Below are 23,354 nucleotides of genomic sequence, written 5' to 3'. Positions count from 1 at the left end.
CTCCTTAAAAAGCTAGCCGCTCTGTGATTACCATCTATTGTATCAACAATTCATAGAGGATGGCATAGATTTACTTGATTGACCCTTCTGTAATACTTGAAATGAACCAGCGATTGAAAATCAGGAAGATGATAATGAGTGGAACAGTTGCCCAGAAGACACCTGAAAGCAGCATACCAAAGTCAACACGGAACGCATTGTTCAATGATGCGAGCGCTACTTGTAAAGTGTAGGACGCCGGGTCACGCAATACGGTAAACTGCCATAAAAATTCTCCCCATACAAGCGTGAACACGATGATTCCCAATGTTGCAAAGGCTGGCTTGATGATCGGAAGCACGATGCTCCGGAAAATTCTGAAGTTCGAACAGCCATCAAGTTTCGCTGCTTCCATCAACTCATCCGGAACAGATTCACTGATGTATTGGCGCATTAAGAAGATGCCCAACGGATTCAACAAGAACAGGACTCCAGCACCAAGTAACGTATCCAACCATCCTAACTGGGAAACTAAGTAGAACTGTGGAATCAATCCCAGCTGAGGAGGGATGACCATGGTCAATAGAATCAGGATGAAGAAAAAGTTTTTACCTGGGAACTGGAATTTCGCAAAGGCGAATCCAGCCAACGAGCTGATCAATAATACCGCGATGGTTACCGTGGTACATAAGAGGATCGTATTCCACATGGCCTGAAAGAATGGAATCGTATCCAGGACTTTCATGAAGTTTTGGACAAGTTGATCACCCGGCAGGAGTGTCGGCGGAATCGAATTGTAAGCAGCACTCGGCCTGGTCGCCATGACGAACATCCAATAGAATGGAAAAATGGATAAAATGGAGGCGATCCATAAGACGATGTAAACGGGAAGCGTCCCTTTTTTCAATCCTTTAGATTTTCTCATTTCTTAAACGCCCTCCTTTTCTGCTTACGACCGACACCGGAAGTCAACCACGTATTCAAGGCGGCTGCACTGACGATGATAATAAGTAATAATACTGCTGTGGCTGAAGCTGTACCAAATGAACCTAAGTTGAAGGCGTCACGATAAAGATACATAACGACAGTCATTGCTTCATCGCGGTTGAAAGCGGAAGAACCTAAGAATACCGCTGGTTCAGCGAACAATTGCAGGGCTCCTACAGTAGACATGAAGACCGTCAGGATGATGAATGGTTTCAGCATGGGGATGGTAATGTGAAGGAATTGCTGAACCTTGCCAGCACCGTCGATGGTTGCTGCTTCATACAAGTCTTTCGGAATACTTTGCAAACCTGCTAAGTAGATGATCGTGTTATATCCGACCCATCTCCAGAAAACCATTAAGGAAATCGCAATTTTTGCTCCCCACTCGGATGTTTTCCAACTGACAGGATCCAGTCCGAATAGACCGATCACATAGTTAGCCAGAGCTGTTTCACTACTACTGAAGAACACACCGAACACTAAAGCAACCGCAACCATCGATGTAATGTATGGCATGAAGATCGTTACACGGAAAAAGTTCGTGAAACGGATGACGGCCATGTTCAGGAAGTAGGCAAGGATGATTCCGACGATCAATTGGGGAGCTGTCCCCATCAAGCCGATGATGACGGTGTTATACAGAGATTTCCAAAACAAAGGATCCTGAAGGACGACAACAAAATTGTTCAACCCTACGAAGTCCATCTCTCCAAGTCCATTCCAATCCTGGAAGGCCAATACGATACTAAAAACCGCTGGATAAAGACCTATAATGCCAAAAATGATGAAAAAGGGTGCAATATATAAATATCCTGACAGCATATCTTTTTTCTTTTCAGACATTTGGGTAGTGGATTTTTTCACTTTTGAGGCTTGCTGACGTTTTTGTACATTCTCCACATGATTCCCTCCTTTATGTAGGAAGGCCGGATGGATCCCATCCAGCCCTTAAAACATTTAGCGTTTCACTAAACCTTCAATACGTTCAACGGCCGCTTCCCATTCTTTTTGGGGATCTGCGCCTTCTTGAACATTTCTTAGAGCTGTCAATACTTCATTGTTTACCGTTACGTATTTTGGTCCTTTGTAAACTTCAGGAATTTCTTTTGCCGCTTCTGCAAAGTAAGCAGCTGTGTTCTGTCCGCCGAAATACTCATCAGAGTTATTCACGAATTCTTCCATTTCGTAAACCTCTGGAGCAGAAGGGAACAAACCACTTTCTACGAAGGATTCTAGTTGGTTTTCAGGAGAAAGCATCCATTTAGCGAACTTGTACGCTTCTTCACTATGTTTCGTTTCAGAAGGAATCGCTACGTAAGAACCTCCCCAGTTTCCGGCGAAGTCTGTCGGAAGTGTTGTTACTCTCCACTTACCTGCGCCTTCTGGAGCGTTTTCAGTCATGTAACCTTTCAACCAAGCCGGTGCCATTTCTACCGCAAATCCACCCTGGTTCAACGCATTCGCCCACTCAGGTGTCCACATTTCGAATGATCCTACGACACCTTTATTATGAAGTTCAACCGCGTAGTCATAAGCTTCTTTTACTCCATTATCAGCTTCACCGATCAACAGTTCACCATCACGGTTGAAGTAGCTGACTTCAAGAGCATCCATGTTTGCACGGAACGCCATTTCCATACTGTCCACCATCGGCTTACCTGTTTTATCTAAAACAGTTGTCGCTGCATCTGCAAATTGATCAGGAGTTGAAATCATTTCACTGACTTTATCAGGATCTGTCGGCAGTCCAGCTTCTTCGAATACTTCTGTGTGGAAGTACATTGCTTTCGGACCTATGTCTGTCGGTAAACCGAACAAGAAATCACCTTCGCCATTTTCAGCCATTTGCCATTTCCAATCTAAGTATTGATCCTGAATCTCATCTGCACCTAAGTCGTACAAGTTAACAAAACGATCCTGCGCTTCGCGGTATCGGTCCAACTGGTCAACCTCGATCATCGTCAAATCCGGTGCGCCTGTTCCAGCTGAAATCGATGTGAACAAACTATCGTGGTGATCGCCAAGCTCAGAGTTTTTGATATTGATTTTGACATTCGGATTTTCTTTTTCATATTCTTTCGCTAAATCTTCATAGTTGGTAGCACCGAAAACCCAGAAATCAAGAGTGACTTTGCCTTCCCCTGAAGCTGATTCTTCATCGCCACTACTACATGCATAAAGGAACATCGATAAGACCAACAACATAACGACAAATAAATTCTTTTTCACATTCACCATTCCTTTCGTATTCCTGCCTAATTTCTCTTCCCCCTCATCAACGAAACCGGTTTCGTTGATGTTCAAAAAAAATCAATTGATTTATTAGGTTAGCTTGATTATATCGACAAATGTATCCGTTTTCAACGGTTTTTTTAAATTTTTTCACAATTATATTCGTTTTTTAGTAAACCGGTTTCCTTAATTTTCATATGAAGGATTTATTTCGTTTATTACAGGGAGCAGTTCCTTAGAAGGATTTCTTGTCATAAACAACATGAAAGCGGATAAAAAGGGAATAGAGATTACTGTAAGCCAAAAACATTGAGGAGGAACGAAAACATGTTATGGCTCTTACTGTTGATCCCAATCGTATTGATTGCTCTCTCCATCTACTTCGCCCGAAGAAGAAAAGCACAGCCTCATGTCAATATGACTAATGAAAACAAAGAAGCTTACGAAGAAATGTATTATAACCAAGGTGCCGCCAAAAAAGCAGCCGATCCTAAACATACGAAACCTTTTTAAAGCCACAAAAAACGGAAGCTCTTCAGCTTCCGTTTTTAATGCTCATGAGATGAATGGTCGCCCTCACCCAGCAAGAACCTTTCTAATTCCTCAATATGGGAAGTCCTAAAAACAATCTCCTTCGTGTCTAAAACGATGAATTGAGGTAGTTCTTCAATATTCAAAAACTTCTTATAATCATAGGGTTGATCCGGTACGCTTTTTAGAACATTAAATGAGTAGAGCCTGGTCTCCCAGACTTCGGGGTCACTGAACCTTTCATTGATTTCGTTTTGGAACGTTTCAGCAGAATCCTTTTCACTTTTAAAGGCCAGGACACTATAGCGTCCTTCCACCCCCGAGGATATTTCATCCATCAACTTTACTTTTTCTGAACTGCATCCGGCAAGAAGGACAAACACTCCAAACATAAAAATGAGAAACTTCCTCAACTTTTCTCCCCCTTATGCCATAAACTCTATGAATCATTCGAAAAGGTGACTTCTCATTCTCCAGTCTCCCTTTCCTCTTTGTTCCAATATAGATGCTCTTACTCCTTCATTTCTTCACTCCATTGTTGATTCAATAGATGATTGATCCCTACCGTTCGTTCAACATCCAATACAAAGGCAATCCCACGCCCCGGCTCATCGAGTCTTGCTCCTCGTTCAATCGCACGCAGGACTCTATCACACTTTTCCTTCACTATTAATGTCAGCACGACTTCTTTTTCAGGTTCGATTAATATATTAAAGAGCTTCGCCTTTTCATGTATTCCTGTCCCACGTCCTGTGATGATGGTACCGCCCTCTGCTCCCGCTTCTTTAGAAGCATCTACGACTTTTTCCGCATCCCCTTTGTTGACAATCGTCACAATTAGATCATAGTCCAGTTTCTGCTTCTCCACCTGCCTCACATCCTCACCTGCGTTTTGTTCTGGTTCAAGTCCAAGGCCGATCATATGATTGATCCCGCTGATATTTTTCGTGTCGATGACAAATCCTATGCCCTGCCTCGGGCGGTTCAGTTTTGCTGCTTGGATGATTGCTTCCATGACCGACTCATAAATAGAATGGGATACAAGAGTTAAAATGACTTCCCGCTCCCTTTCTACAGGTATGCCAAGAAAACGCTTCTTTTCATCCATTCTGAAGCCTTTCCCAAAAAGAGTCGTTCCTCCCTGGGCGCCTGCAAGAGTTGAGGCATGTACGACTTTTTTTGCTTTTTCTTTTTTAACGATCGTTACTATGAGCTTTTGTCCGAATTTGTTCTTTGTCATACTGTTCCTGCTCCTTTCTCCTGTAGATCACGCCTAATGTAAGTACAGAAATAATCGGGGCCAAAGCGACGAGAGCCACCATTCCAAACCCGTCCAGGAGCGGATCGCGTCCTTCTGTGACAGAGGCAATGCCTACAAATAGACTCAGTATAAAAGTGGCGGTCATCGGGCCTGTAGCTACTCCTCCAGAGTCAAAGGCGACCGATGTGAATGTTTTATTGGAAAACCGAACGATGACCAAGGCGAACAGATAACCAGGGACCACAAAATACCAAATAGGGATTCCGATTAAAATACGCACCATGGACAAAGCGATGGAAAGGCCGACGCCAAACGAAAGTGTATAGAGCAATAATTTCTGCGGGATATATCCACCGGAGACTTTTTCAACCTGGTGGGTCAACACACTGACTGCAGGCTCTGCGTAAATGGCAACAAAACCGAGGACAAAACCGATAGGGACAAGCAGCCACGTGTGTTCAATCGTTCCCAGTTTCTCCCCCATCATGCTTCCGACGGGCAGGAAACCGATATGAACCCCTTGCAAAAACAATGACAGACCTGCATATGTCAAAAAGAAACCAACAAGGATGTCCTGCAACTTTTTCCATGGGAGCTTAAGAAAGGCAAGTTGAAAGAGAAGGAATAAGAAGAATAGTGGAATGAGTGCTGTCGCGACATCAAACAGGACGTGCCAGAAACCATCGAAAATTTTAATATTCACCCATAAATCACCCCTAAAAGGAGAACCGATAAAATCGGGCCGATCGATGCCAAAGCAACAAGTCCAAATCCATCACCCGATGAAGTTTTGCCACGCATAACCGAAGACACACCGACGCCGAGTGAAAGAATGAATGGTACGGTCAAAGGCCCCGTGGTGACTCCACCTGCATCAAAGGAGATCGGGACGAAAACACTTGGTGTAAAGGCCGCCAGGAGAAACACTAGCGCATATCCTCCTGCAAGCAAGTAAACGATGTTGATACTGAAGATGATCCGGAACATAGCCAGAGCGACAAACACACCTACCCCGATCGCAACGGAAAGGATAAGAATATCCATCGGTATCTGTCCACCAGAGACCTGATCCACCTGAGAGGAAAGTACACGGACATCAGGTTCTGCTATGGTCACTACAAGACCCAGGAGAAATCCGAAAAAAATGATCAGCCAGACTCTCTTCGTTTTAGACAAGGCAGAACCGATCATTTCCCCTATGGGTAACAACCCGATATTGACTCCGAGCAAAAACAACACTAAGCCGGCCCCGACCATTCCTGCGCCGATAATGAATTGCAGGAACATGTCCAACGGAAGCCAGACTAAAGTGAATTGAAGGATGGTAATGACGATCGTGATGGGGAGAATGGAGAGGACGACTTCAAGAAACGTCTCTTTAATATTGTCCATCTAAAGCCTCCTAGGAAAAAGTTGAGGAGCTGGTCCATAGATGTTCCGTTTCTAAAAAGTTTTTCTGTATTCATTATATCATCAAAAACATGCAATCATGATAAAGATCAATAGACTTACCTTTTTCTCATAGCCCTCCGTTCAGCATAAGGAACACATGACCTGCAAACGAGCACTGGAACTCCCTCGTCATTGAAATATTGCTTCGGGTCCACGGGCTTTTTCTTACAGATGGCACAAGACTTCCTTGAAAATAAATCCTTCAATTTTTTCAGCAAAGTTTCCCTCCTTCATGGGGTTCGGCATACTTACATGCCGGCTTCGCATCCTCACGTCCCTTTACGTTGAAAAAAATAGAGCGTACCAGCGACGAAGGCGAGAAAGCTCACAAGTACGACCGTGCCAAAGATGAGGTCGTTTCGCTCCCCAGGCTTTCCTTTTTCCATAAAAGAGCCCGTCGCTTCCTGTCCTTCACCCACGTAGGTGTAAGCAGCTTCTCGTTCTGCTTTTCTAAACACGCCCTCACGCATCTCAACAGCAATCACTTCTGTGGTGGGACGGCCGGCAATTTTATAATAATCCGTTCCTTTTTCAAAAACATTGGAGAAATTCCCTTCATCCTGGTGCATATCCGAATAAGCGGTCACTTCGCCAATCCTCTCTTCCACTTTCACTTCTGCCGCTTCTTCTTCAACCACATAAATGAAACCATCATAGACAACGAAAGGGTAAGCCCATGATGTGGCTGAAGCCGTTGTAGATAAATAGAAAAATGGGAAAAGTAAACAACAGAGTGTAACCAATACCCGCATCGTCTCCCTCCTTTTGATAATAGACGTCTATATCTGGAATAAGTTTCAAACAAATTATTTTGAGACACGAAATACAGCTGATATGATAAGTGTTGTTATAGAAGAGAAGGGTGATCAAATCATGCCCATCTATTATAAAGTGAAATAGAAAAGAGGGTATCCTATGTCTGTAAAAGGATTAGCAAATACTAAATTCTCGGTCCTCGACCTTGCCCCTGTGATTGAGGGTGGAACGCCGGCGGATTCTTTCCGAAATACGGTGGACCTTGCTCAACATGTTGAAAAATGGGGATTCACAAGATACTGGATGGCCGAACACCATAACATGCCGTTTATCGCAAGTTCCGCAACATCTGTTGCCATCAGTCATGTGCTGCACAATACGGACTCCATCCGAGTCGGCTCAGGCGGAGTGATGCTTCCAAATCACGCTCCACTCGTTGTCGCAGAACAATTCGGTACACTGGAAACTCTGTTTCCCGGACGTGTGGATCTAGGTCTCGGGCGTGCTCCAGGAACGGACGGAATGACAGCTCGGGCTTTACGGAGAAACTTGGACTCTGATCCCAATGAGTTTCCTGCGATGTTAGATGAGTTAAGAGGCTATTTTGCCGGAGATCACCATATTCGCGCGATTCCAGGAGAAGGACTGGACATTCCGGTTTGGCTCCTCGGTTCTAGTGGATTCAGCGCACAACTTGCAGGTCAACTCGGACTGCCGTTTTCATTTGCAAGCCACTTTTCACCAAACAATACGCGTGGTGCATTGAATTTGTATCGTTCCAGTTTCCAGCCTTCCGATGTGCTTGATGAACCCTACGTCATGGTAGGTGTCAATGTTATTGCAGCAGATACGGATGAAGAAGCTGAAAGATTGGCGACGTCCTTGCAGCAACAATTCCTGAATCTCGTACGAAATACGAATCATTTGCTCCAGCCACCGGTTGATGACATGGACGAAGTATGGACAGCACAAGAGAAAGCTGCTCTAAGACAGCAGCTCGGCGCTTCTATTATCGGAAGTAAAGAGACAGTGAGAGAAAAACTCAAGAAATTCCAGGCAGAAACAGAGGCTGACGAACTGATGGTCATTTCACAAATCTACGACCACAGCGCACGTTTGCGCTCCTATGAAATCATATCTGAGTTAATAAAAGATTGATTGCGAAAGCATTCTTCTTTAAAAAAGTCCCTCTGTGATCCAGAGGGACTTCCTATTATATGATATATGTATAAAACAGAAAGACAAAGATGCCTGTAGCGGTAAGGAAATGAAGAATCGAATAAGCTCCTCTACCTTTTTCGATTTCACCCATTCCTATAACAAACATCAAAAAACCTAACATCAACATCATGAATGGCAAAACCCGAAAATCCTCTGTCCATATACCATAACCGCTTAAACTTAATACAAGCCCTCCAAAAATAAATCGTAGGACCGTTAAAATTCGTAGACGTGACCCTGCTTCACTTCTCCATTCCATGTTCCCTTCAACCTCCTATTAATCCTCCCAGAAACAGGGCTAATGTCATACTCAAAAGAGCCGATACAGCCCAATTTCTTTTTTTCGTAGTCTTCAATAATATATTCAGCACAGAGCTGATACTAAAGAACAACACACCGTTCCTCCTAGGTTAAAAGCGCTTGAAAGTATATCTCCGTTTCATACAACGCCTGGTTCAATTCGATGAAAGTTCTAAACAATATGTAAATCGGAATACACAAAGCTGGGATGATGACAGGTAAAGATCCCTTAACCATATGCCTTTGCTTATCAAATAGGTAAATGGTGAAGATTAAGACGATGACAAAAAACACGCCTGTAATCCAGAGGGTAGACAGATGACTGTTCGCATTTTCTACACCGTACCGAAAGGACTCCAAGGCTTTTTCATTGGCTTTTGTTTCGATAACAGTCAACATTCTGTCTTTCCCTTCAATCAACCATGTGTATGTATAATCAGCTTTGGTAACTTGATAATAATAACCCGCTGCCCCTTCTTCGCTGATGACAAATGGGCTGGCAGCATAAGCCGTTATGTTTAAAAAAAGAAGCCCGGACAAGAACATAAGGAGGATTACCCTATTCATTCAGCACCTCTTTTAACAAGCGAATACCTTCTAAAACTTTTGCCCGATCCCATGCATTATTCCTCGCATAAAGCAAAACAGGACGAACAGATTCCACCGAGCGGCCAAATTCATACATCCAGTCGTAACGGGGTACCATCCATAAATGGAAATGGTGAGTCGTATCCTCGTTACAAAAATAATATACATGCTCAATCCCTAAAACTTCCCTTTGCGCCTTTCTGATCTTTGTGATGAACGTGATGTAATCGTGCTGTTCTTCTTCTGTCAACTCATCCAGGCCTTTGATGTGCCTTTTGGAAGCCACAATAACCAGCCCTCTAATTGGATAAGCGACATCCTGATGTGCGTGGAAATGTGCTGTTTCTGCAATCACTCCCCCTTCAGGTTCGATTTTGCCACTGGTCAAAGCACAACTGAGACAGTCTACTTCCACCGTGTCTCCATTCGATAATGTAATCGTACGCATGCCCTTCCCTCTTTTCGTTTTTTCTGTTTATATTGTATAAACTCCTCATTATTGAAGACTCAGTTTCGATATGTTTGTGCGGTGGGTTGGGGATGCGGGGGATGACTCGCTTTCCTCGGGAGTCTCGCCACCCCCCTCCGCCCCTTTGCCATAGAAGTATCTAGAAACCACCTTTGGAATATGCTGCATATAAGCAAATGGGAATTGGAAGGGAATGAACTCCTAAGGACGCTATTCTTCATGCGGAAAGCTTGGTATAGAGCACTTTATGCTTATGACATTAGAATAATGGAGGGCTTTCTTCCACAGTGAAGGGGGTCATTTCCCTCCTACATCGAAAGGGGTGGTTGGGATGCTGTGAGACTCCCGTGTGAGAAAGGAGATAGCGAGACCCCTTAGTGCTTTAGACCGCCAGAGGAAGCTCGCCACTCCCCCACAGGAGAGAAAGCTGCTTCCCAGCCATCTCCGACGCTCAACCCGGGCACCGAACCCCTAAAACTCTCGAAACTGAGCCTAAAGAATCCTGCCATCTATTTTAATAACTGATGATTAACACCTTTTACGGAAGAAGGATTAATTGATATCGGCTATGAGACCGATTAACCTTCCTAGCCCTTTCAATAACCAAATGGCCACTCGAATCGGGAAAAGGATCAACTCAGGTAACCAAAGCAATAGTTCAAACAATACTTCAAGAACATTGAACTTCTCAGATTCCTGCCTCCGCCGTTTCAACACCTGCTTCTTACTTTTCAACCATTGACTCAATCGGGCCACCTCCTAATCCACACTACGGTTCTTAGCGATTGAAGGTTTCATGGATGAAAAAATTTCCTCGTTTTACCTCTCTTCATTATATACAAACTATGCCCATAAGAGGAGGTAGATGTTGATGGGAAAGAGAACGTCACAAATGAACGCAGCGAAAACGAATAACAAAACACCGAAAGAAAGCCTGCCGATTGAAGAAGAAGTCGGTCACCGCACCAATAAGAACCGCCCCAAGCAAGGGCCTGGAGCGAATGAATAAAACTGTAAAAACCTGAGGAATGTTCCTCAGGTTTTTGCTTGATGTATTATGAATACCACTTGTGCCACATATGATCATTCGCCCCGCGCACGAAGCAGTCAATCCTGTTTCTTCCCCACGAGACAGCAGATGGCGAGGAACGTACGCCTCCTCTTGGAGCGCCAAGGTTCTCCCAATTTCTCCACCGCCGACCGTCCCACCATTTATGCCAGAGCTGATTATTATCACCTCTGACAAAACAATCCAGCCGGTTTTGCGCCCAGGAGGAAACACCAGGGGCACCATCAAATCCACCTCTTGGCGATCCCAAATCCTCCCAATCACTCCAGCGCGTTCCGTTCCACCACTTATGCCACATGACATCATTTCGTCCCCGGACAAAGCAATCAATCCGGTTCGGACCCCAGGATACAGCCGCCGGAGAACTCCGGACACCCCCTCTTGGCGCACCGAGGTTTTCCCACTCTCGCCACCGGGAACCATCCCACCATTTATGCCAAAGATTGTTGTCATCTCCTTGGACAAAACAGTCCAGGCGATTCCTCTCCCAGGAGGATACAGCTGGTGATCCATCAAATCCGGGAGGTGGCGAGCCTAGATCTTCCCACTCCCTCCATCTGGAACCGTCCCACCATTTATGCCACATCCGATCATTTCTTCCCCTGACAAAACAATCAATTCGGTTCGGACCCCACGATACGGCCCCAGGTGAGCTTCTCACCCCTCCACGCGGGGCGCCTAGGTCTTCCCAGTCCCGCCAGGTTGAGCCATCCCACCATTTGTGCCAGAGACGGTTATCACTTCCTCTGACAAAGCAATCCAACCGATTCGCCTGCCATGAGGCCACACATGGTGATCCTCTAAATCCTCTCGGAGGTGATCCGAGGTCTTCCCATCTCTTCCAGTTGTCCCTCCATTGACCGAATGCCCGATTGCCCTGATAAGGATAAGGTTGGTATGCTGGTTGCCCGTAGTAGCCCTGTGGATAAGAAACGTATGGATAAAAGGCATTACCTTCCATAGGATAACCCCTATTTCCATAAGAATCCGGCGGTCCACCATAACCATAATGATAAGGTGCATATGGATACATGATGCTGCCATCCCCCTTCATGGTGTCCTATCATTTTATGCTGAAAAATTGAAATACATGAAAGGGGATGAATACTCATTCCATCGTAGCAATTCGTGCATAGATTTCGCTCAAGTTTGTTATTCCCTCTTTCTTTAATTCATTTATACAGACCACCCATAATTCAGCAGTTGCCAAACTATCATAAAGCGCATGGTGACGTTCTTTTATATCAATCCCATAATACTCACAACATTCATCTAACGTCGTGAGCACTTGCTCGTTTTGGAGAATCTTCGTCAAAAAGGCTGTATCGACAATTCTATGTTGGAACCTTTTCCTCAAAGCGATCCATGTCGCATGATTCATGAACTGTTTTTCATGATTCGCATGATGCGCGACGAGCACATCCGCTTTTACATAATTATAAAAGCTCTTCAAAGCATCGCGGAGAGGTGGTGCCTCTTCAATCATTTCCTTTGTAATCCCCGTTAAGTCGGCAACCTCATTAGATGGCACAGCATCTGTTCCGACCAACGTATAAAATGTTCGGCTATCGACTATTTGATCCCCTTTCACCTTCACAGCCCCTATGGATAAAATCTGGTCGCCACTGTATGGGTAAAAACCGGTCGTTTCCAAATCGAAAACCGTAATATTCAAATCCTCAAAAGGAAGATCCAGCGTGTTCTCATTCTTCATCTCTCTTTCCAGGTTCCTTAAATAGGCCATATTCGATGGATCATTCTGATTCAATGAAGAAAGTCCACCGCCGATTTTTCCGGACAAATCCTTCACAAATTGTACAAAAGGGTTCATGTCCGACCCTCTTTAATGATGGTTTTCGCCATTTGATGTAGTTTTTGAGCCCTTTTGACCTGCTTTTTCAATTGCTGTTTTTCCTCTTTCGACAACTGTTCCACTTTGATCACGTGGACATGGTGATAATTTTCAGCATCTTTTTTCAGTTCTAATCGCTGCTGAAGAAACTGCCGGAAACCCTTCTCATATTCAGAAAGAGAAGGATAGAGTGAACGCAGCTCTTCAAATCTTGATAACGTTGAAGAACTTGCGACATGCTGAAAAAGAGACAGGATCCTTAAAGCATTAATGTATGGAAAATAAACCGTTTGCTTCAGATTGAAATGACCTTTTTTCTCTCCACTGTAATCCGGAAGCAATTGACCGAAAACCCCCACGCCTTTTTTTACATAATTGACATTATCCATCAACCTCGTCAAAAGCTCCGGTTCTTCATGAATCACTGCAAAAGAAGTTTCTTTGACGTTACGCAACAGTTCTGCTTCGCCCACCAATACTCTTGAGTCAAAAAAAATGAGAAAATGCCGCAGTGACTGCCACTCTGCTTCTTTCAACCACTTTGAAATTTGCAGCGTGAACACTTCCACGGATTGACACCATAAAGGATTGGAAGCCATCACATTCCCTTCACACCGTTCGTAACCGACAATGGCCATTCCTTCTCTGATCTCTTCTCCCAGCGATAAGTAATAGTCCTGATGCTTCTCATCCCCATCAAACAGAATTCCATGATCTTGATCACTCCATAATGACTGCTCATATCTTCCGGCACTCCCCATTAGAAAAAATGCAAAAGGAGCAGGAGGAGGCCCCTGCTCACGTTCAACCTTTTCTTTTGCCAGATGGAAAGTGTGATGGATTAATTGGTCGTGAAAGGCGTTCAACTGGAAATGATCTTTGCTTACAGATTCAATCATGTCTTCCCGCCATCCTCTGAGTTCCTCATATGTCTTAAACATTCATTCCATCCTTTATGATTATGTCTTTACGCTCCTGATTTTGTCTTTTGCGGAGGTGTCAAATTTTCCGGGTATCCATAACCGCCGTGTTCACTTAAGTCAAGACCCATGATTTCTTCCTCTTCAGATACACGAAGACCACCCATTGCTTTATCCATGATCTTCAAAATGATGAATGAAACGATGAATGCATACAACCCACTACTCACAACTCCGAGCGTCTGCACCCATAGCTGTTCCAATCCACCACCGTAAAACAAGCCTGGTCGCCCCACAGAAGCAAGTTCTGGTGTTGCAAACAAACCATTGGATAACGTCCCCCATACACCTACGACACCGTGGACAGAGAGTGCGAAAATCGGATCATCAATTCTCCTTTTATCAAAGAAACGCATGCTGAAGAATACAATTCCACCACCAATCAAACCAATCAAAACGGCTGCCCATGGTTCTACGAAAGCACAAGAAGCTGTAATCGCGACAAGACCCGCAAGTGCACCATTCAACGTTGTCGGTACATCTGCTTTCCCTGTCACTGCCCACACCATCAGCATCGCGCCGATCGCACCAGCACCAGCTGCCAACTGGGTGTTCAGAGCTACGTAACCAAAGAATGCATCCGCTACCCCAAAGGTACTTCCTGCATTAAATCCGAACCAGCCGACCCACAAGAGGAGGACACCTAATGCTGTAAAGACCTGGTTATGTCCCGCAATTTCATTAGAAGAACCATCTTTGTTGTATTTTCCAATACGAGGCTTCAGAATAATTGTTGCCGCTAAAGCCGCCATGGCACCTGTCAAGTGGACAACTGTTGAACCAGCGAAGTCCTGTTTTCCGTGTTCACCTAACCAGCCGCCGCCCCAGATCCAGTGAGCAATAACAGGATAAACAAGAATAGAGAATAAAATGGCGAAAATCACGTAGGCGACAAGTTTTGCCCTCTCAGCAAAACCACCGAAAGCGATCGTCATCGCAATAGCTGCAAACGCAAGCTGGAACAAGAAGTCTGTGGAACCAGCCAAGCCCTCACCCATGGTCGTTGCATCCCCGTAAAAGAAATTAGAAAAGCCAATAAATGCATTACCCTCACCGTAAATCAGTCCATATCCTAATGCCCAGAATACCACAGAAACAATACCGACAGTAAAAACCGTCTTCCCTGCAATATGCCCTGCATTTTTCATCCGTGTCGAACCAGCTTCTAATAGTATGAAGCCCCCTTGCATCAATAAAACCAGGATCGTACAGACGATGATCCAAAGATTATTCATCAAAAAAGTAGCGTCCATTCTCTTAACTCCCCTTATGTTAGATTTTATAACATCTTATGTTATTAAGCATTGTATCAAAGTCGCAATATTTACACAACTATAAATGTCAGGTTTCTTAACATAGAATATGAATGGAAATTTCTAAGATGCTAAAAAAGCCTTCACCTCAGTCTTTTTTTACATTTTTAAATCACAAAAAAAAAGATCCCAGTCGTTTGGGATCTAGAATTATTCTACACCATTGACTCCATGCAGGAGGTTATATTTTGTATGCTTTTGAAGTAGTTCCGAGACAGTAACGAATTGATAGCCTTCCTCTTTTAGTTTAGGGAGAATCTGTTTTAATGCTTCAATCGTCTGTGAACGATCGCCTCCAAAGTCGTGAAAAAGCACAATATCCCCATTCCTCATATTATTTAAAACGGTTTTTACGATATTATGGACGCCGGGGCTTTTCCAGTCTCTTGTATCTTGATGCCACGACCACATAACCACCATATAACCTTCTTCATTGGCCGTATTGACGATAATATCGTTATAGACACCTCCGGGAGGACGGAATAACCTCGGCGGCGCTCCTGTCAAACTTTCAAGAACTTCTGAGGTGTTGTCCATTTCATGGATCAGCTCTTCTTTCGTAATACCTGTAAAGTCAGGATGATGAAAACTGTGGTTGGCAAGCTCGTGACCACTTTTCACCATAGACTTGATGATGGACGGATTCTCCTGAGCTCTTGATCCTACTACAAAAAAAGTGGCTTTCGCGTTATGCTCTTGTAAAATATCCAAAATTTCCGGCGTGTACTCTGAGCTTGGACCATCATCAAAAGTGATGGCTATATACTTTGATGAAATGGGTACGTCCCAAATCGCCGTCCCTTGCTCCTCATAATAATTCCTAGGATGATTTTCTGCGGAAACGCTTACAATGTTCGTTTGAAAAACAATGACCAGCATTAAAAGATACAGGGTGGATTTTTTCAAGTGAGCCCCCCCTTTCCTTTTTAATTAGTTTGTGGGTAAAAAGCTCTCTTATCCCGACTAAAAAACGGAAAGTCTCCCCAAACAAAAAACCAGTCCCCTTCAGGAACTGGTTAACGGTCATTGTTTTTCTGGTTTCAATATTGTCCTCTGCAAAGGAACTCCACCCATGGGAACATTCCTTTCAAAAAAAACATACGGTTTTCCGTCCACCATAAAAATATGATCCCCTTTATAGTGTACTTCTTTATACCCTCTTTCTCTTAATTCTTTACTTATCGCTTGTACATATTCTTGATGATCCATATAACGTTCATCAAAATCAATTTGGATATGACCTTTCCGGTAACCCATCAACCAGTTGAAAAATAAAAACATAGCGATACCACCGGCGGCACCAAGTATTAAATACACCCAAAACATATCATCACCCCACTACTTACGTTTACGAAGCGACTGGGGGTGAGGTTTCAGAATAATAAAAAAAGACCAGACTTTTCTGATCTTTCTCATGAAATGCTCCCTCAACTCCAAGCACTCATTCCGCCTTTTACATTTGTGATTTTTGAAAAACCATGCTTTTTCAAAACTTTGGCTGCATTCATGCTTCTCATTCCGCTTTGGCAAATTAAAACGACTTCTTTATCGTTGTCCAATTCACTCGTCCGCTTTGGAAGATTGGAGAGAGGTAGATTTTTAAATGGCTTTTTATGATTCGCTCGATATTCGCCGGGGGTGCGGACATCAATCCATTGCACATTTTTTTCTTTCAATCGATTCTGTAATTCCTGAACCGTTATATTTTGAACACCTTTCACGGGTAAAAGCTTTTTAATTATAAACCAACCTATAAACAGGCCAATTCCCCAAGGGAGGACAACTTCCATTTGTTTCACTCCTTATTTTTCAATCATACAAGGCATCGCTCGGCACTCCTGGTGCTTTGCAGGAATGGTATAACCGATCACTTCGTACCCTTTCCTTTTCAGAAGTCTCGCTGCCAAATTCTTTTCCACTTCATCTGAACAAACCAAAACAATCGGACGCTGCGGTATATCTTGATGATGTCTTTCTAAATAAGCCAGCGGTAGACAAATGGCATGATCCATTTTATCTTGAGATGATGTTTGATAATCCCTCGTATCCACAGGAACAACCATGCCATCATTTTTAGCAGCTATTTCGGATATGTCCATCTTTTTCACATGTGAAACTGGGAGATAACGGTGAAGGATAAAAAGCCCTGATCCAACGATTAACGTTACAATCATTAGTAATGACATGATGTTCCTCCTTTTGTCTTGAACTAAAAACATTTTATACCCTACAAGGTATATATGTCAACAATTAAAGTCTTGTTCCCAAGGAATATTTAAGCAGAGATCGAGCCTATTATCCAGAATAAGGGCTTGTGTCTTAATTGTTCACTCTCTAATTACATTTAGAACCCATGGTACCACTTTATAGACATCTGCACAGGTCGATATTTAATCATTCGCAGAAATAAAAAAAAGCCCAAAGCTTAGGCTTCAGGCTAACGAATCTCTTTAATTGACCATTCGATTTTTGTCTTTCCAAAACTTTTTCCTAATGATGACTTTCTGGATTTTTCCTGACGCAGTTTTTGGTAATTCTTCAATAAAAGAAACACTTTTTGGTGCTTTGAAATGAGCCAGCTTCTCCCGGCAAAACAGAATCACCTCTTCTTCTGAGAGGGTTTCTCCTTCTTCCACTACCACTACCGCGTGGGGTACCTCTCCCCACTTTTCATCTGGAACAGCAACGACAGCCGCTTCAAGGATGGACGGGTGTTCATATAAGGCCGCCTCAATCTCGATCGAAGATATGTTTTCTCCTCCGCTGATGATGACATCTTTTTTACGGTCGACAATTTCAATATTTCCTCCATCATCTACCACTGCCATATCACCCGTATGAAGCCATCCATCTCTTATAGCTTCATTAGTCGCTTCCACATTTTTATAATACCCTTCCATCACGTTGTTTGATTTTGTCACGATTTCCCCAATGGATGTTCCATCGCTCGAAACTTCTTCTCCCAACTCATCCACGACCTTTACCTGACTGCCGATCATGCTGTACCCAGCTTTTGCTTTTAATCGGTAACGTTCTTCCGCTGGTCGATCGACATCCATAGATCGAAGTTCCGACGTAGTAATCAATGGTGAGATTTCCGTCATGCCGTACACCTGAACGAATTTCCACTTCAAGTCTTCTTCCACTTTACGGACGAACGCCGGTGGCGGGGCAGAACCTGCGATCACTACTCTGACATCATGGTCAATGGAGGGCTGCTTCTCTTCGTACGCCCCTATGACCATGTTCAACACCGTCGGCGCCATATGTAGCACGGATACTTTATGTTTCTCTACTTTATCTAAGATCAATTGCGGATCTGTCTTGCGAAGCATCACTTGTGTAGCACCATTTGCCGTATAATAAAAAGGAGATCCCCATCCGTTCACATGGAACATTGGCAGGACATGAAGGAGCGTATCCTGATCCGAAACCTTTAGGTGGTGCATGGATGACAAAGCATGGAGGTAATTGGATCGATGACTCAACAATACCCCCTTAGGATTTCCTGTCGTTCCGCTCGTATAAAGTAAAGACGCGATGTCTGTCTCCTCTACATTTTCCCGTTCAAAACGATCGGATGAAAACTGGGACAGCCACGACTCATACCCTTCGCTTGAGGGCTCTCCATGGACAATAACTTTTTCAATGGAAGGAAGGTCCTCTACAACCTCTTCTACCAACGGCAGCAGGGTATGATCGACGAGTAGAACCTTACTTTCACTATGTTCTAAAATGAATCGATAGTCCGCTGGTTTCAATCTTGTATTCAACGGTGTCATAACGGCCCCCAGTTGAAAGACACCATAGAATCCTTCAAGCATCTCCGTCGAATTAGGAGCAAGGTAGGCGACCTTGTCCCCTTTCTTTACACCTAAGGATTCAAGCCCTCTTGATAACTGATTGACCCGAGCGTTTAACTCGCGGTACGTCAGTGTCCACTCCTCATCAATGATGGCCGGTTTTTCCCCATATAACTGTACCGCCCTGTCAAGAAATTCTGTCAATATCAATGGAACATGCATCGGAAACCCTCTCCCTTTAGCAATTTTATTAAGCGCTTACATATTATTCTAATTGCAAACCTGTACTATATCAACAGATGAATGGATATTGTGTACACAAACAGGTGATTTTCCGGCAAAAGAAAAAAACTGCCGTTAAGCAGTTTTTTCACATCATCACTTTGTCTTCATTTACTACGTCGATTTCAAATCCGAGGTCTTCTATCATTTGATGGTCCTTCGTACTCTCCTGCCCATCCGTCGTTAGGTAATCACCGATAAAAATTGAATTCGCGGCATACAAGCTGAAAGGCTGAAGGCTCCTTAAATTGACTTCACGTCCTCCAGAGACCCGGATTTCTTTCGTTGGGTTGATCAAACGAAACAAGCAAAGTACTTTCAAACAATAAGAAGGAGTCAGTTCATTTGTCCCCTCTAGAGCTGTTCCATCAATGGCATGCAAAAAATTCACGGGGATGGAGTCTGCATCAAGAGCTTTCAAAGCACGCGCCATATCAATGACGTCCTGCTTCGTCTCTTTCATCCCTACGATGACCCCCGAACAAGGCGAAATACCGGCCTGTTTGGCATGGTTGACCGTCCCGACCCGGTCCTGGTATGTATGGCTCGTTGTTATTTCATCATGATGATTTTCTGAAGTGTTTATATTATGGTTGTAGCGGTCCACTCCTGCTTCTTTCAATTGCTCCGCCTGTTCGGATTTCAATAAACCTAGACATGCACAAACTCTCATATCATACGCTTCTTTGATTTCTTTGACTGCTGATGTGACGATATCAAGCTCCCGCTTGGAAGGTCCCCGGCCGCTCGCCACAATACAGTAAGTCCCTGATCCCATTTTTGATGCCTTTTCGGCCCCTTTTACTATCGTGTCCTTATCCATCATACGATATTTCTGGATGGGCGCACTCGAATCTCTGGACTGTGAGCAATACCCACAGTTTTCCGGACAGAACCCGGACTTCGTATTGACGATCATGTTCAGTTTCACTTTATTTCCATAATACGTTTTTCTAACTTGGTAAGCTTGATGTAGTAAGTTTAGAAGTTCATCGTCTGGACAGTTCAACACATCGTACGCTTCCTGATCTGTAATTTCTTGCCCATTCAACGATTTCTCCGCTAGACGACTCCACATACAGATTCCCCTTTCTGATGCCTAATTAGTTAACCTAAAAAATAATAGGTTAACATTTAGATAAAGAATACCATAAGTCATCAGAAAAATCACGATCCACTTCTGCTTTACCTGTTCCATTTAAACTCCCTATTCTTGAAGACTCTATTTCGAGATGCTTTTGGGTTTCGTTGCTGAGGTTGAGCGTCAGGGGTGGCTGGGAAGCTACTCGCTTTCCTGTGGGGGAGTTGGCGAGCTTCCTCGGGCTAACGTCCTGCGGGATCTCTCCTATCTCCTTTGTCCCACGGGAGTCTCGCAGCTTCCCAACCACCCCATCACATATAAGGGAGAAACGAACCACTAAACCGAAAAGTAGTGTCTTACAAACTCCCCCTAAGTAAGAAAAAAAGACGCTCTGTATTAAGTTTTCAGGTTCTGAAAGTCCGCTTTGAAAATGTTTATACTATCCACTCTTCTCAATCATAAAAGCTGATTTACCAGTAGTGGTTTCGAGAATCTTCCATGGAAAAGGGCGGAGGGGAATGGGGAGACTCCTGCGGGAAAAAAGTGCTTGGTGAGACCCCGCAGGACGCAGTCCGAGGAGGCTCACCGCGCTCCCGCGGAAAGTGAGTCATTCCCCGTAGCCCTGATCCATTCAACAAAAGTCTCGAACCGAGTCTTACACAAGACTGCCATATAGTTTAATCACTCACACTACATCATTTACTACTGAAGATTACAGGGGTTTATGTAAAGAGAGCTGTCAGGCAGCTCTTAGGACTCTTCAAAACGTGCAAGGCCGCGACGGAAGGCTGCGAGGTGGTTCAGTGAGGCGTTCCTTAACTGTGTAAAAACAGTTCTCACATCTTCCGGCAAGTCGTACAATAAGAATTTTTCATACATGGATATGTTCTCAATTTCCCCTTGGACACCGGCAGCATATGCTGCTTTCACACTGTCAGGAGTGCTTACATATTGACTCGCATCATCGGATGGTATAGGAACTTGATACCTTGTAAAAAGTGTATTCAGAGCAGATATGTGACGTTTCTCTGCTTCCTGGATACGGACGAATGTCTGGATATCACCAAAGACCCTCCTAATGTCGTCATAGCGGGCTTGTGCAAGGTACTCATCCTGGATCGCAAATGTCAACATGTCTGCAAGGGTTAATGAAGAAGCGCTCAAGGCACCCACCGCTCCATATTCTTGCTGCCTTATCTCAGAACGATCCCTCTGGGGAAATGAATGAAAGTAAAGAAACCAAACGGCATGGTTCTGTTCATCAGCTGCGGCCTGACGGAACGTTTCTTTGATGGAAAGATCCTGAGCTTTTCGCTCGATTTGATAATAAAAGTCAGTCGTCTTTTGTTCATCGACAAACGCCGCTTCTATTCCATCCCTATATTGATCAGGGCACGACTCAGTAATTTTCGGGGTTGGCTGCTTTCCTGTCAGTTGCTTATAAATATTGGTGAAGGCCTCATAATGACGAATTTCATCCTGTCGAATCTCATTAATTTGCTGTCTTGCCTGCTGTGTAGGGGCTAAATCAGCCAACTTTTTGTAGCAAGCAATCGCACTGTACTCCCCGTTAATGGCTTTTTCCACGTCTTTTACGAGGGACTGGTCATTTTGGATACGAAAGTAACCATCATAACCATATGGGTTGAATGTATAACCATACTGATTCCGATACAATAAATTCAACCTCCTTGTAGAAGTCATCAACCTATCCTATGAAAAACTGGGCGATTTTGTGTGCAAGTCGAATATCTTGTATTATTTACCCTTCAATAAAATGCGTCATATGGAATAATTTTCATAAAAGGTTTCAATACAAAAAAGTGTGATGAAGAATTTCTCTTCATCACACTCCTACGGTAGGAAATTTCGCAGATTCACTTAGACCGTCATCATAACTTTTACAGCTATTAATAAAAACCACCAGATGATGATGGTGCATTGGCTAGAAGAGGCTGTGGTTGTTTTCCTAGCCGACGTTCACCTGTTGTCAGCAGGGCTCTGCGTTCAAAAGCTCCAGGATACTCAACGACCCAACCTTCTTCATCGATGACTAGAGCGGTCTCATAATCCCTGCAGCGATATTGGAAGATCCTATAACCGTCGTTGTCACCTAAATACGTGTACACTTGAAGCAGGGGAAATACTTCTTTCTTTAATACATCAATAAAAACCATTTTGAACGTTCGTCGTTCTCCTATATGCCAGGTCACACGATTGATCGGCAACGTGTTAGAAAAAGGCGTGATCGTCAAATCAACGTTAGTCGCACCGTCCAGATTTTCATCGTACCTTCCATTGACCCACCACTTATCCTGGTTTTCCGCCTGGACGACAAAGGGCTCCGTCTCCTGTTCTTGATAAATCTTCACTTTTTTCGTCTTCCAATCCAGGCCGAGCTTCAAATCATAAGTAAGATGATGTGGCACTCCCTGATCCACAAGCAATACGGTCCCTCGTACCTCCATATGATTCGTTAACTTTTTTAAAGTTAAATGTTCTGCCCCAGCAGACTCCAGGTGATTCCAAATCACACGTTGCTCCATATGATTCCCTCCTAAATGGATTTTGTGACAGATCCTTTCATCCGAATGACTTTCCCATCAAGTTCAGGACCGATCGTTTTCATCCCTGCCTTCTCATAAAATCGACGCGCTCGATGGTTATCAGGTGCAACACGCAAATGATATTCCTCCAGGTTACGTTTTCTAAAAAAATCGATCGCGTAGTTGTGAAGTGCTTTCCCCATGCCTTTCCCACGCTCCGAAGGGATCAGGTAAAACAAGTGAATGTATCCGATTCTCCGATCCTTATCCTTTTTCACGGATAACTCCAGCTGACCAATGACTTCTCCGTCCACCACTGCCATGACGAAACCATCAGGGTACTGCTCTACTTTTTCAAGCACGTAGAACAAATAGGCAGTTGCGTCAAAACCTGAGGTGTTTCCGAAGCTCACCATAAACGAATCTTTACGGAAATCGATGATAGACTGCCGGTCTTCTTCCAAATCAATCGTTCGGAACTGAACCATCCTGCACCTCCATTTTCTGCAAAACATCGTAGAAGTAAGGCGGGATGAATGAACGTCTTGACGCGGAAGGTCCCCTACCATGTGCCAAACTACTCCTCTCCATCTGAAAAAGATCCCCCTCAGTCATACAGCTTCAAACTCTCTCTAGCTGCCGCATCCCTCAC

General features: G+C 43.9%; 29 protein-coding genes. 3 read left to right on the top strand and 26 right to left on the bottom strand.

The genetic code is table 11. The features are described from left to right. Nucleotides 1–70: 70 nt before the first annotated feature. From ACQ4XT_RS12890 to ACQ4XT_RS12880, 3 genes are all read right to left on the bottom strand, one after another. Nucleotides 71–904, bottom strand: a complete 834-nt coding sequence (locus tag ACQ4XT_RS12890; RefSeq protein WP_446854000.1) for a carbohydrate ABC transporter permease — start codon at nt 902–904, stop codon at nt 71–73. Further along, entirely contained in the window at nt 901–1,809 is a 909-nt protein-coding gene (locus ACQ4XT_RS12885; RefSeq protein ID WP_446855673.1) for a carbohydrate ABC transporter permease, read from the bottom strand. Before ACQ4XT_RS12885 ends, ACQ4XT_RS12890 begins: the two co-directional genes overlap by 4 nt. 114 nt (nt 1,810–1,923) lie before the next feature. Then, complete coding sequence (locus ACQ4XT_RS12880) at nt 1,924–3,204, bottom strand: ABC transporter substrate-binding protein (RefSeq protein WP_446853999.1); 1,281 nt, start codon at nt 3,202–3,204, stop codon at nt 1,924–1,926. 321 nt (nt 3,205–3,525) lie between these two features. Here ACQ4XT_RS12880 and ACQ4XT_RS12875 point away from each other — a divergent pair, with 321 nt between their 5' ends. Beyond that, nucleotides 3,526–3,711, top strand: a complete 186-nt coding sequence (locus ACQ4XT_RS12875; RefSeq protein WP_446853998.1) for a hypothetical protein — start codon at nt 3,526–3,528, stop codon at nt 3,709–3,711. A gap of 35 nt (nt 3,712–3,746) precedes the next feature. Here the strand turns inward: ACQ4XT_RS12875 and ACQ4XT_RS12870 are convergent, their stop codons facing one another. The 5 genes from ACQ4XT_RS12870 to ACQ4XT_RS12850 form a co-directional block, all read right to left on the bottom strand. Beyond that, a complete protein-coding gene (locus ACQ4XT_RS12870) occupies nt 3,747–4,142 on the bottom strand; it encodes a hypothetical protein (protein ID WP_446853997.1) in 396 nt (131 codons plus the stop codon). Nucleotides 4,143–4,240: 98 nt separating this feature from the next. Continuing rightward, nucleotides 4,241–4,969 carry a P-II family nitrogen regulator gene (locus ACQ4XT_RS12865; protein ID WP_446853996.1) on the bottom strand — a complete coding sequence of 243 codons (729 nt, stop codon included), beginning with the start codon at nt 4,967–4,969 and terminating at the stop codon, nt 4,241–4,243. Then, nucleotides 4,923–5,693, bottom strand: coding sequence for a DUF1538 domain-containing protein (locus ACQ4XT_RS12860; protein ID WP_446853995.1), 771 nt, complete (start codon nt 5,691–5,693; stop codon nt 4,923–4,925). The genes ACQ4XT_RS12865 and ACQ4XT_RS12860 overlap by 47 nt, the downstream gene beginning before the upstream one ends. Continuing rightward, nucleotides 5,690–6,382: a DUF1538 domain-containing protein gene (locus ACQ4XT_RS12855; protein ID WP_446853994.1), complete on the bottom strand. Its 693-nt coding sequence runs from the start codon at nt 6,380–6,382 to the stop codon at nt 5,690–5,692. The genes ACQ4XT_RS12860 and ACQ4XT_RS12855 overlap by 4 nt, the downstream gene beginning before the upstream one ends. A 329-nt stretch (nt 6,383–6,711) precedes the next feature. Further along, entirely contained in the window at nt 6,712–7,194 is a 483-nt protein-coding gene (locus tag ACQ4XT_RS12850) for a hypothetical protein (RefSeq protein WP_446853993.1), read from the bottom strand. A 163-nt stretch (nt 7,195–7,357) separates the two neighbouring features. On the opposite strand from ACQ4XT_RS12850, the gene ACQ4XT_RS12845 reads away from it, so the two are divergent. Next, nucleotides 7,358–8,356 carry an LLM class flavin-dependent oxidoreductase gene (locus ACQ4XT_RS12845; protein ID WP_446853992.1) on the top strand — a complete coding sequence of 333 codons (999 nt, stop codon included), beginning with the start codon at nt 7,358–7,360 and terminating at the stop codon, nt 8,354–8,356. 55 nt (nt 8,357–8,411) lie between these two features. Here the strand turns inward: ACQ4XT_RS12845 and ACQ4XT_RS12840 are convergent, their stop codons facing one another. The 4 genes from ACQ4XT_RS12840 to ACQ4XT_RS12825 all read right to left on the bottom strand — a co-directional run bounded on the left by ACQ4XT_RS12840 (nt 8,412) and on the right by ACQ4XT_RS12825 (nt 10,523). Further along, nucleotides 8,412–8,678 (bottom strand): hypothetical protein, encoded by a 267-nt coding sequence (locus ACQ4XT_RS12840; RefSeq protein WP_446853991.1) that lies wholly within the window; start codon nt 8,676–8,678, stop codon nt 8,412–8,414. Between the two features lie 146 nt (nt 8,679–8,824). Further along, entirely contained in the window at nt 8,825–9,286 is a 462-nt protein-coding gene (locus ACQ4XT_RS12835; RefSeq protein WP_446853990.1) for a hypothetical protein, read from the bottom strand. After that, the gene (locus ACQ4XT_RS12830) at nt 9,279–9,755 is read right to left on the bottom strand and encodes an HIT family protein (protein ID WP_446853989.1); all 477 of its coding nucleotides are present in this window, start codon (nt 9,753–9,755) and stop codon (nt 9,279–9,281) included. The genes ACQ4XT_RS12835 and ACQ4XT_RS12830 overlap by 8 nt, the downstream gene beginning before the upstream one ends. Before the next feature lie 573 nt (nt 9,756–10,328). Further along, a complete protein-coding gene (locus tag ACQ4XT_RS12825; RefSeq protein WP_446853988.1) occupies nt 10,329–10,523 on the bottom strand; it encodes a hypothetical protein in 195 nt (64 codons plus the stop codon). Between the two features lie 124 nt (nt 10,524–10,647). Between ACQ4XT_RS12825 and ACQ4XT_RS12820 the strand changes: the two genes are divergently transcribed. After that, nucleotides 10,648–10,785 carry a hypothetical protein gene (locus ACQ4XT_RS12820; protein WP_167356029.1) on the top strand — a complete coding sequence of 46 codons (138 nt, stop codon included), beginning with the start codon at nt 10,648–10,650 and terminating at the stop codon, nt 10,783–10,785. Nucleotides 10,786–10,831: 46 nt separating this feature from the next. Here ACQ4XT_RS12820 and ACQ4XT_RS12815 read toward each other — a convergent pair whose 3' ends face one another. The 14 genes from ACQ4XT_RS12815 to ACQ4XT_RS12750 form a co-directional block, all read right to left on the bottom strand. Further along, complete coding sequence (locus ACQ4XT_RS12815; RefSeq protein ID WP_446855672.1) at nt 10,832–11,632, bottom strand: PLL family lectin; 801 nt, start codon at nt 11,630–11,632, stop codon at nt 10,832–10,834. Beyond that, on the bottom strand, nt 11,524–11,889 hold the full coding sequence (locus tag ACQ4XT_RS12810) for a hypothetical protein (protein WP_446855756.1): 366 nt from the start codon (nt 11,887–11,889) through the stop codon (nt 11,524–11,526). Before ACQ4XT_RS12810 ends, ACQ4XT_RS12815 begins: the two co-directional genes overlap by 109 nt. 64 nt (nt 11,890–11,953) lie before the next feature. Next, complete coding sequence (locus tag ACQ4XT_RS12805; RefSeq protein ID WP_446853987.1) at nt 11,954–12,676, bottom strand: exonuclease domain-containing protein; 723 nt, start codon at nt 12,674–12,676, stop codon at nt 11,954–11,956. Further along, the gene (locus ACQ4XT_RS12800) at nt 12,673–13,638 is read right to left on the bottom strand and encodes a DUF294 nucleotidyltransferase-like domain-containing protein (RefSeq protein WP_446853986.1); all 966 of its coding nucleotides are present in this window, start codon (nt 13,636–13,638) and stop codon (nt 12,673–12,675) included. Before ACQ4XT_RS12800 ends, ACQ4XT_RS12805 begins: the two co-directional genes overlap by 4 nt. Nucleotides 13,639–13,664: 26 nt before the next feature. After that, on the bottom strand, nt 13,665–14,930 hold the full coding sequence (locus ACQ4XT_RS12795; RefSeq protein ID WP_446853985.1) for an ammonium transporter: 1,266 nt from the start codon (nt 14,928–14,930) through the stop codon (nt 13,665–13,667). 210 nt (nt 14,931–15,140) lie between these two features. Continuing rightward, nucleotides 15,141–15,896, bottom strand: a complete 756-nt coding sequence (locus tag ACQ4XT_RS12790; protein WP_446853984.1) for a polysaccharide deacetylase family protein — start codon at nt 15,894–15,896, stop codon at nt 15,141–15,143. A 117-nt stretch (nt 15,897–16,013) separates the two neighbouring features. Then, nucleotides 16,014–16,316 (bottom strand): hypothetical protein, encoded by a 303-nt coding sequence (locus tag ACQ4XT_RS12785; protein ID WP_446853983.1) that lies wholly within the window; start codon nt 16,314–16,316, stop codon nt 16,014–16,016. A gap of 101 nt (nt 16,317–16,417) precedes the next feature. Next, nucleotides 16,418–16,780: a rhodanese-like domain-containing protein gene (locus tag ACQ4XT_RS12780; RefSeq protein WP_446853982.1), complete on the bottom strand. Its 363-nt coding sequence runs from the start codon at nt 16,778–16,780 to the stop codon at nt 16,418–16,420. 12 nt (nt 16,781–16,792) lie between these two features. Then, nucleotides 16,793–17,176: a rhodanese-like domain-containing protein gene (locus ACQ4XT_RS12775; protein ID WP_446853981.1), complete on the bottom strand. Its 384-nt coding sequence runs from the start codon at nt 17,174–17,176 to the stop codon at nt 16,793–16,795. Nucleotides 17,177–17,440: 264 nt separating this feature from the next. Continuing rightward, on the bottom strand, nt 17,441–19,015 hold the full coding sequence (locus tag ACQ4XT_RS12770; RefSeq protein WP_446853980.1) for a long-chain-fatty-acid--CoA ligase: 1,575 nt from the start codon (nt 19,013–19,015) through the stop codon (nt 17,441–17,443). Between the two features lie 148 nt (nt 19,016–19,163). Continuing rightward, the gene (gene bioB, locus ACQ4XT_RS12765) at nt 19,164–20,159 is read right to left on the bottom strand and encodes a biotin synthase BioB (RefSeq protein ID WP_446855670.1); all 996 of its coding nucleotides are present in this window, start codon (nt 20,157–20,159) and stop codon (nt 19,164–19,166) included. A 747-nt stretch (nt 20,160–20,906) separates the two neighbouring features. Then, nucleotides 20,907–21,833 (bottom strand): ferritin family protein, encoded by a 927-nt coding sequence (locus ACQ4XT_RS12760; RefSeq protein WP_446853979.1) that lies wholly within the window; start codon nt 21,831–21,833, stop codon nt 20,907–20,909. 233 nt (nt 21,834–22,066) lie between these two features. Beyond that, nucleotides 22,067–22,702, bottom strand: coding sequence for a putative glycolipid-binding domain-containing protein (locus ACQ4XT_RS12755; protein ID WP_446853978.1), 636 nt, complete (start codon nt 22,700–22,702; stop codon nt 22,067–22,069). Nucleotides 22,703–22,713: 11 nt separating this feature from the next. Next, nucleotides 22,714–23,190, bottom strand: a complete 477-nt coding sequence (locus tag ACQ4XT_RS12750; RefSeq protein WP_446853977.1) for a GNAT family N-acetyltransferase — start codon at nt 23,188–23,190, stop codon at nt 22,714–22,716. Between the last annotated feature and the right edge of the window lie 164 nt (nt 23,191–23,354).

This window comes from Halobacillus sp. 12SKB (genome assembly GCF_052941655.1).
The sequence above is the reverse complement of the archived record's forward strand: the minus strand, read 5'-3'. Positions and strand labels throughout refer to the sequence as shown.

Excerpts from the sequence above, each read along its gene's own strand:
- ACQ4XT_RS12845 (WP_446853992.1), top strand. The coding sequence starts at position 7,358 with ATGTCTGTAAAAGGATTAGCAAATACTAAATTCTCGGTCCTCGACCTT.
- ACQ4XT_RS12805 (WP_446853987.1), bottom strand. The coding sequence starts at position 12,676 with ATGAACCCTTTTGTACAATTTGTGAAGGATTTGTCCGGAAAAATCGGC.
- ACQ4XT_RS12775 (WP_446853981.1), bottom strand. The coding sequence starts at position 17,176 with ATGTCATTACTAATGATTGTAACGTTAATCGTTGGATCAGGGCTTTTT.
- ACQ4XT_RS12855 (WP_446853994.1), bottom strand. The coding sequence starts at position 6,382 with ATGGACAATATTAAAGAGACGTTTCTTGAAGTCGTCCTCTCCATTCTC.
- ACQ4XT_RS12770 (WP_446853980.1), bottom strand. The coding sequence starts at position 19,015 with ATGCATGTTCCATTGATATTGACAGAATTTCTTGACAGGGCGGTACAG.
- ACQ4XT_RS12890 (WP_446854000.1), bottom strand. The coding sequence starts at position 904 with ATGAGAAAATCTAAAGGATTGAAAAAAGGGACGCTTCCCGTTTACATC.
- ACQ4XT_RS12835 (WP_446853990.1), bottom strand. The coding sequence starts at position 9,286 with ATGAATAGGGTAATCCTCCTTATGTTCTTGTCCGGGCTTCTTTTTTTA.
- ACQ4XT_RS12830 (WP_446853989.1), bottom strand. The coding sequence starts at position 9,755 with ATGCGTACGATTACATTATCGAATGGAGACACGGTGGAAGTAGACTGT.
- ACQ4XT_RS12840 (WP_446853991.1), bottom strand. The coding sequence starts at position 8,678 with ATGGAATGGAGAAGTGAAGCAGGGTCACGTCTACGAATTTTAACGGTC.
- ACQ4XT_RS12865 (WP_446853996.1), bottom strand. The coding sequence starts at position 4,969 with ATGACAAAGAACAAATTCGGACAAAAGCTCATAGTAACGATCGTTAAA.
- ACQ4XT_RS12820 (WP_167356029.1), top strand. The coding sequence starts at position 10,648 with ATGGGAAAGAGAACGTCACAAATGAACGCAGCGAAAACGAATAACAAA.
- ACQ4XT_RS12885 (WP_446855673.1), bottom strand. The coding sequence starts at position 1,809 with ATGTCTGAAAAGAAAAAAGATATGCTGTCAGGATATTTATATATTGCA.
- ACQ4XT_RS12755 (WP_446853978.1), bottom strand. The coding sequence starts at position 22,702 with ATGGAGCAACGTGTGATTTGGAATCACCTGGAGTCTGCTGGGGCAGAA.
- ACQ4XT_RS12880 (WP_446853999.1), bottom strand. The coding sequence starts at position 3,204 with ATGGTGAATGTGAAAAAGAATTTATTTGTCGTTATGTTGTTGGTCTTA.
- ACQ4XT_RS12810 (WP_446855756.1), bottom strand. The coding sequence starts at position 11,889 with ATGGCAGCATCATGTATCCATATGCACCTTATCATTATGGTTATGGTG.
- ACQ4XT_RS12795 (WP_446853985.1), bottom strand. The coding sequence starts at position 14,930 with ATGGACGCTACTTTTTTGATGAATAATCTTTGGATCATCGTCTGTACG.
- ACQ4XT_RS12750 (WP_446853977.1), bottom strand. The coding sequence starts at position 23,190 with ATGGTTCAGTTCCGAACGATTGATTTGGAAGAAGACCGGCAGTCTATC.
- ACQ4XT_RS12850 (WP_446853993.1), bottom strand. The coding sequence starts at position 7,194 with ATGCGGGTATTGGTTACACTCTGTTGTTTACTTTTCCCATTTTTCTAT.
- ACQ4XT_RS12875 (WP_446853998.1), top strand. The coding sequence starts at position 3,526 with ATGTTATGGCTCTTACTGTTGATCCCAATCGTATTGATTGCTCTCTCC.
- ACQ4XT_RS12780 (WP_446853982.1), bottom strand. The coding sequence starts at position 16,780 with ATGGAAGTTGTCCTCCCTTGGGGAATTGGCCTGTTTATAGGTTGGTTT.
- ACQ4XT_RS12800 (WP_446853986.1), bottom strand. The coding sequence starts at position 13,638 with ATGTTTAAGACATATGAGGAACTCAGAGGATGGCGGGAAGACATGATT.
- ACQ4XT_RS12785 (WP_446853983.1), bottom strand. The coding sequence starts at position 16,316 with ATGTTTTGGGTGTATTTAATACTTGGTGCCGCCGGTGGTATCGCTATG.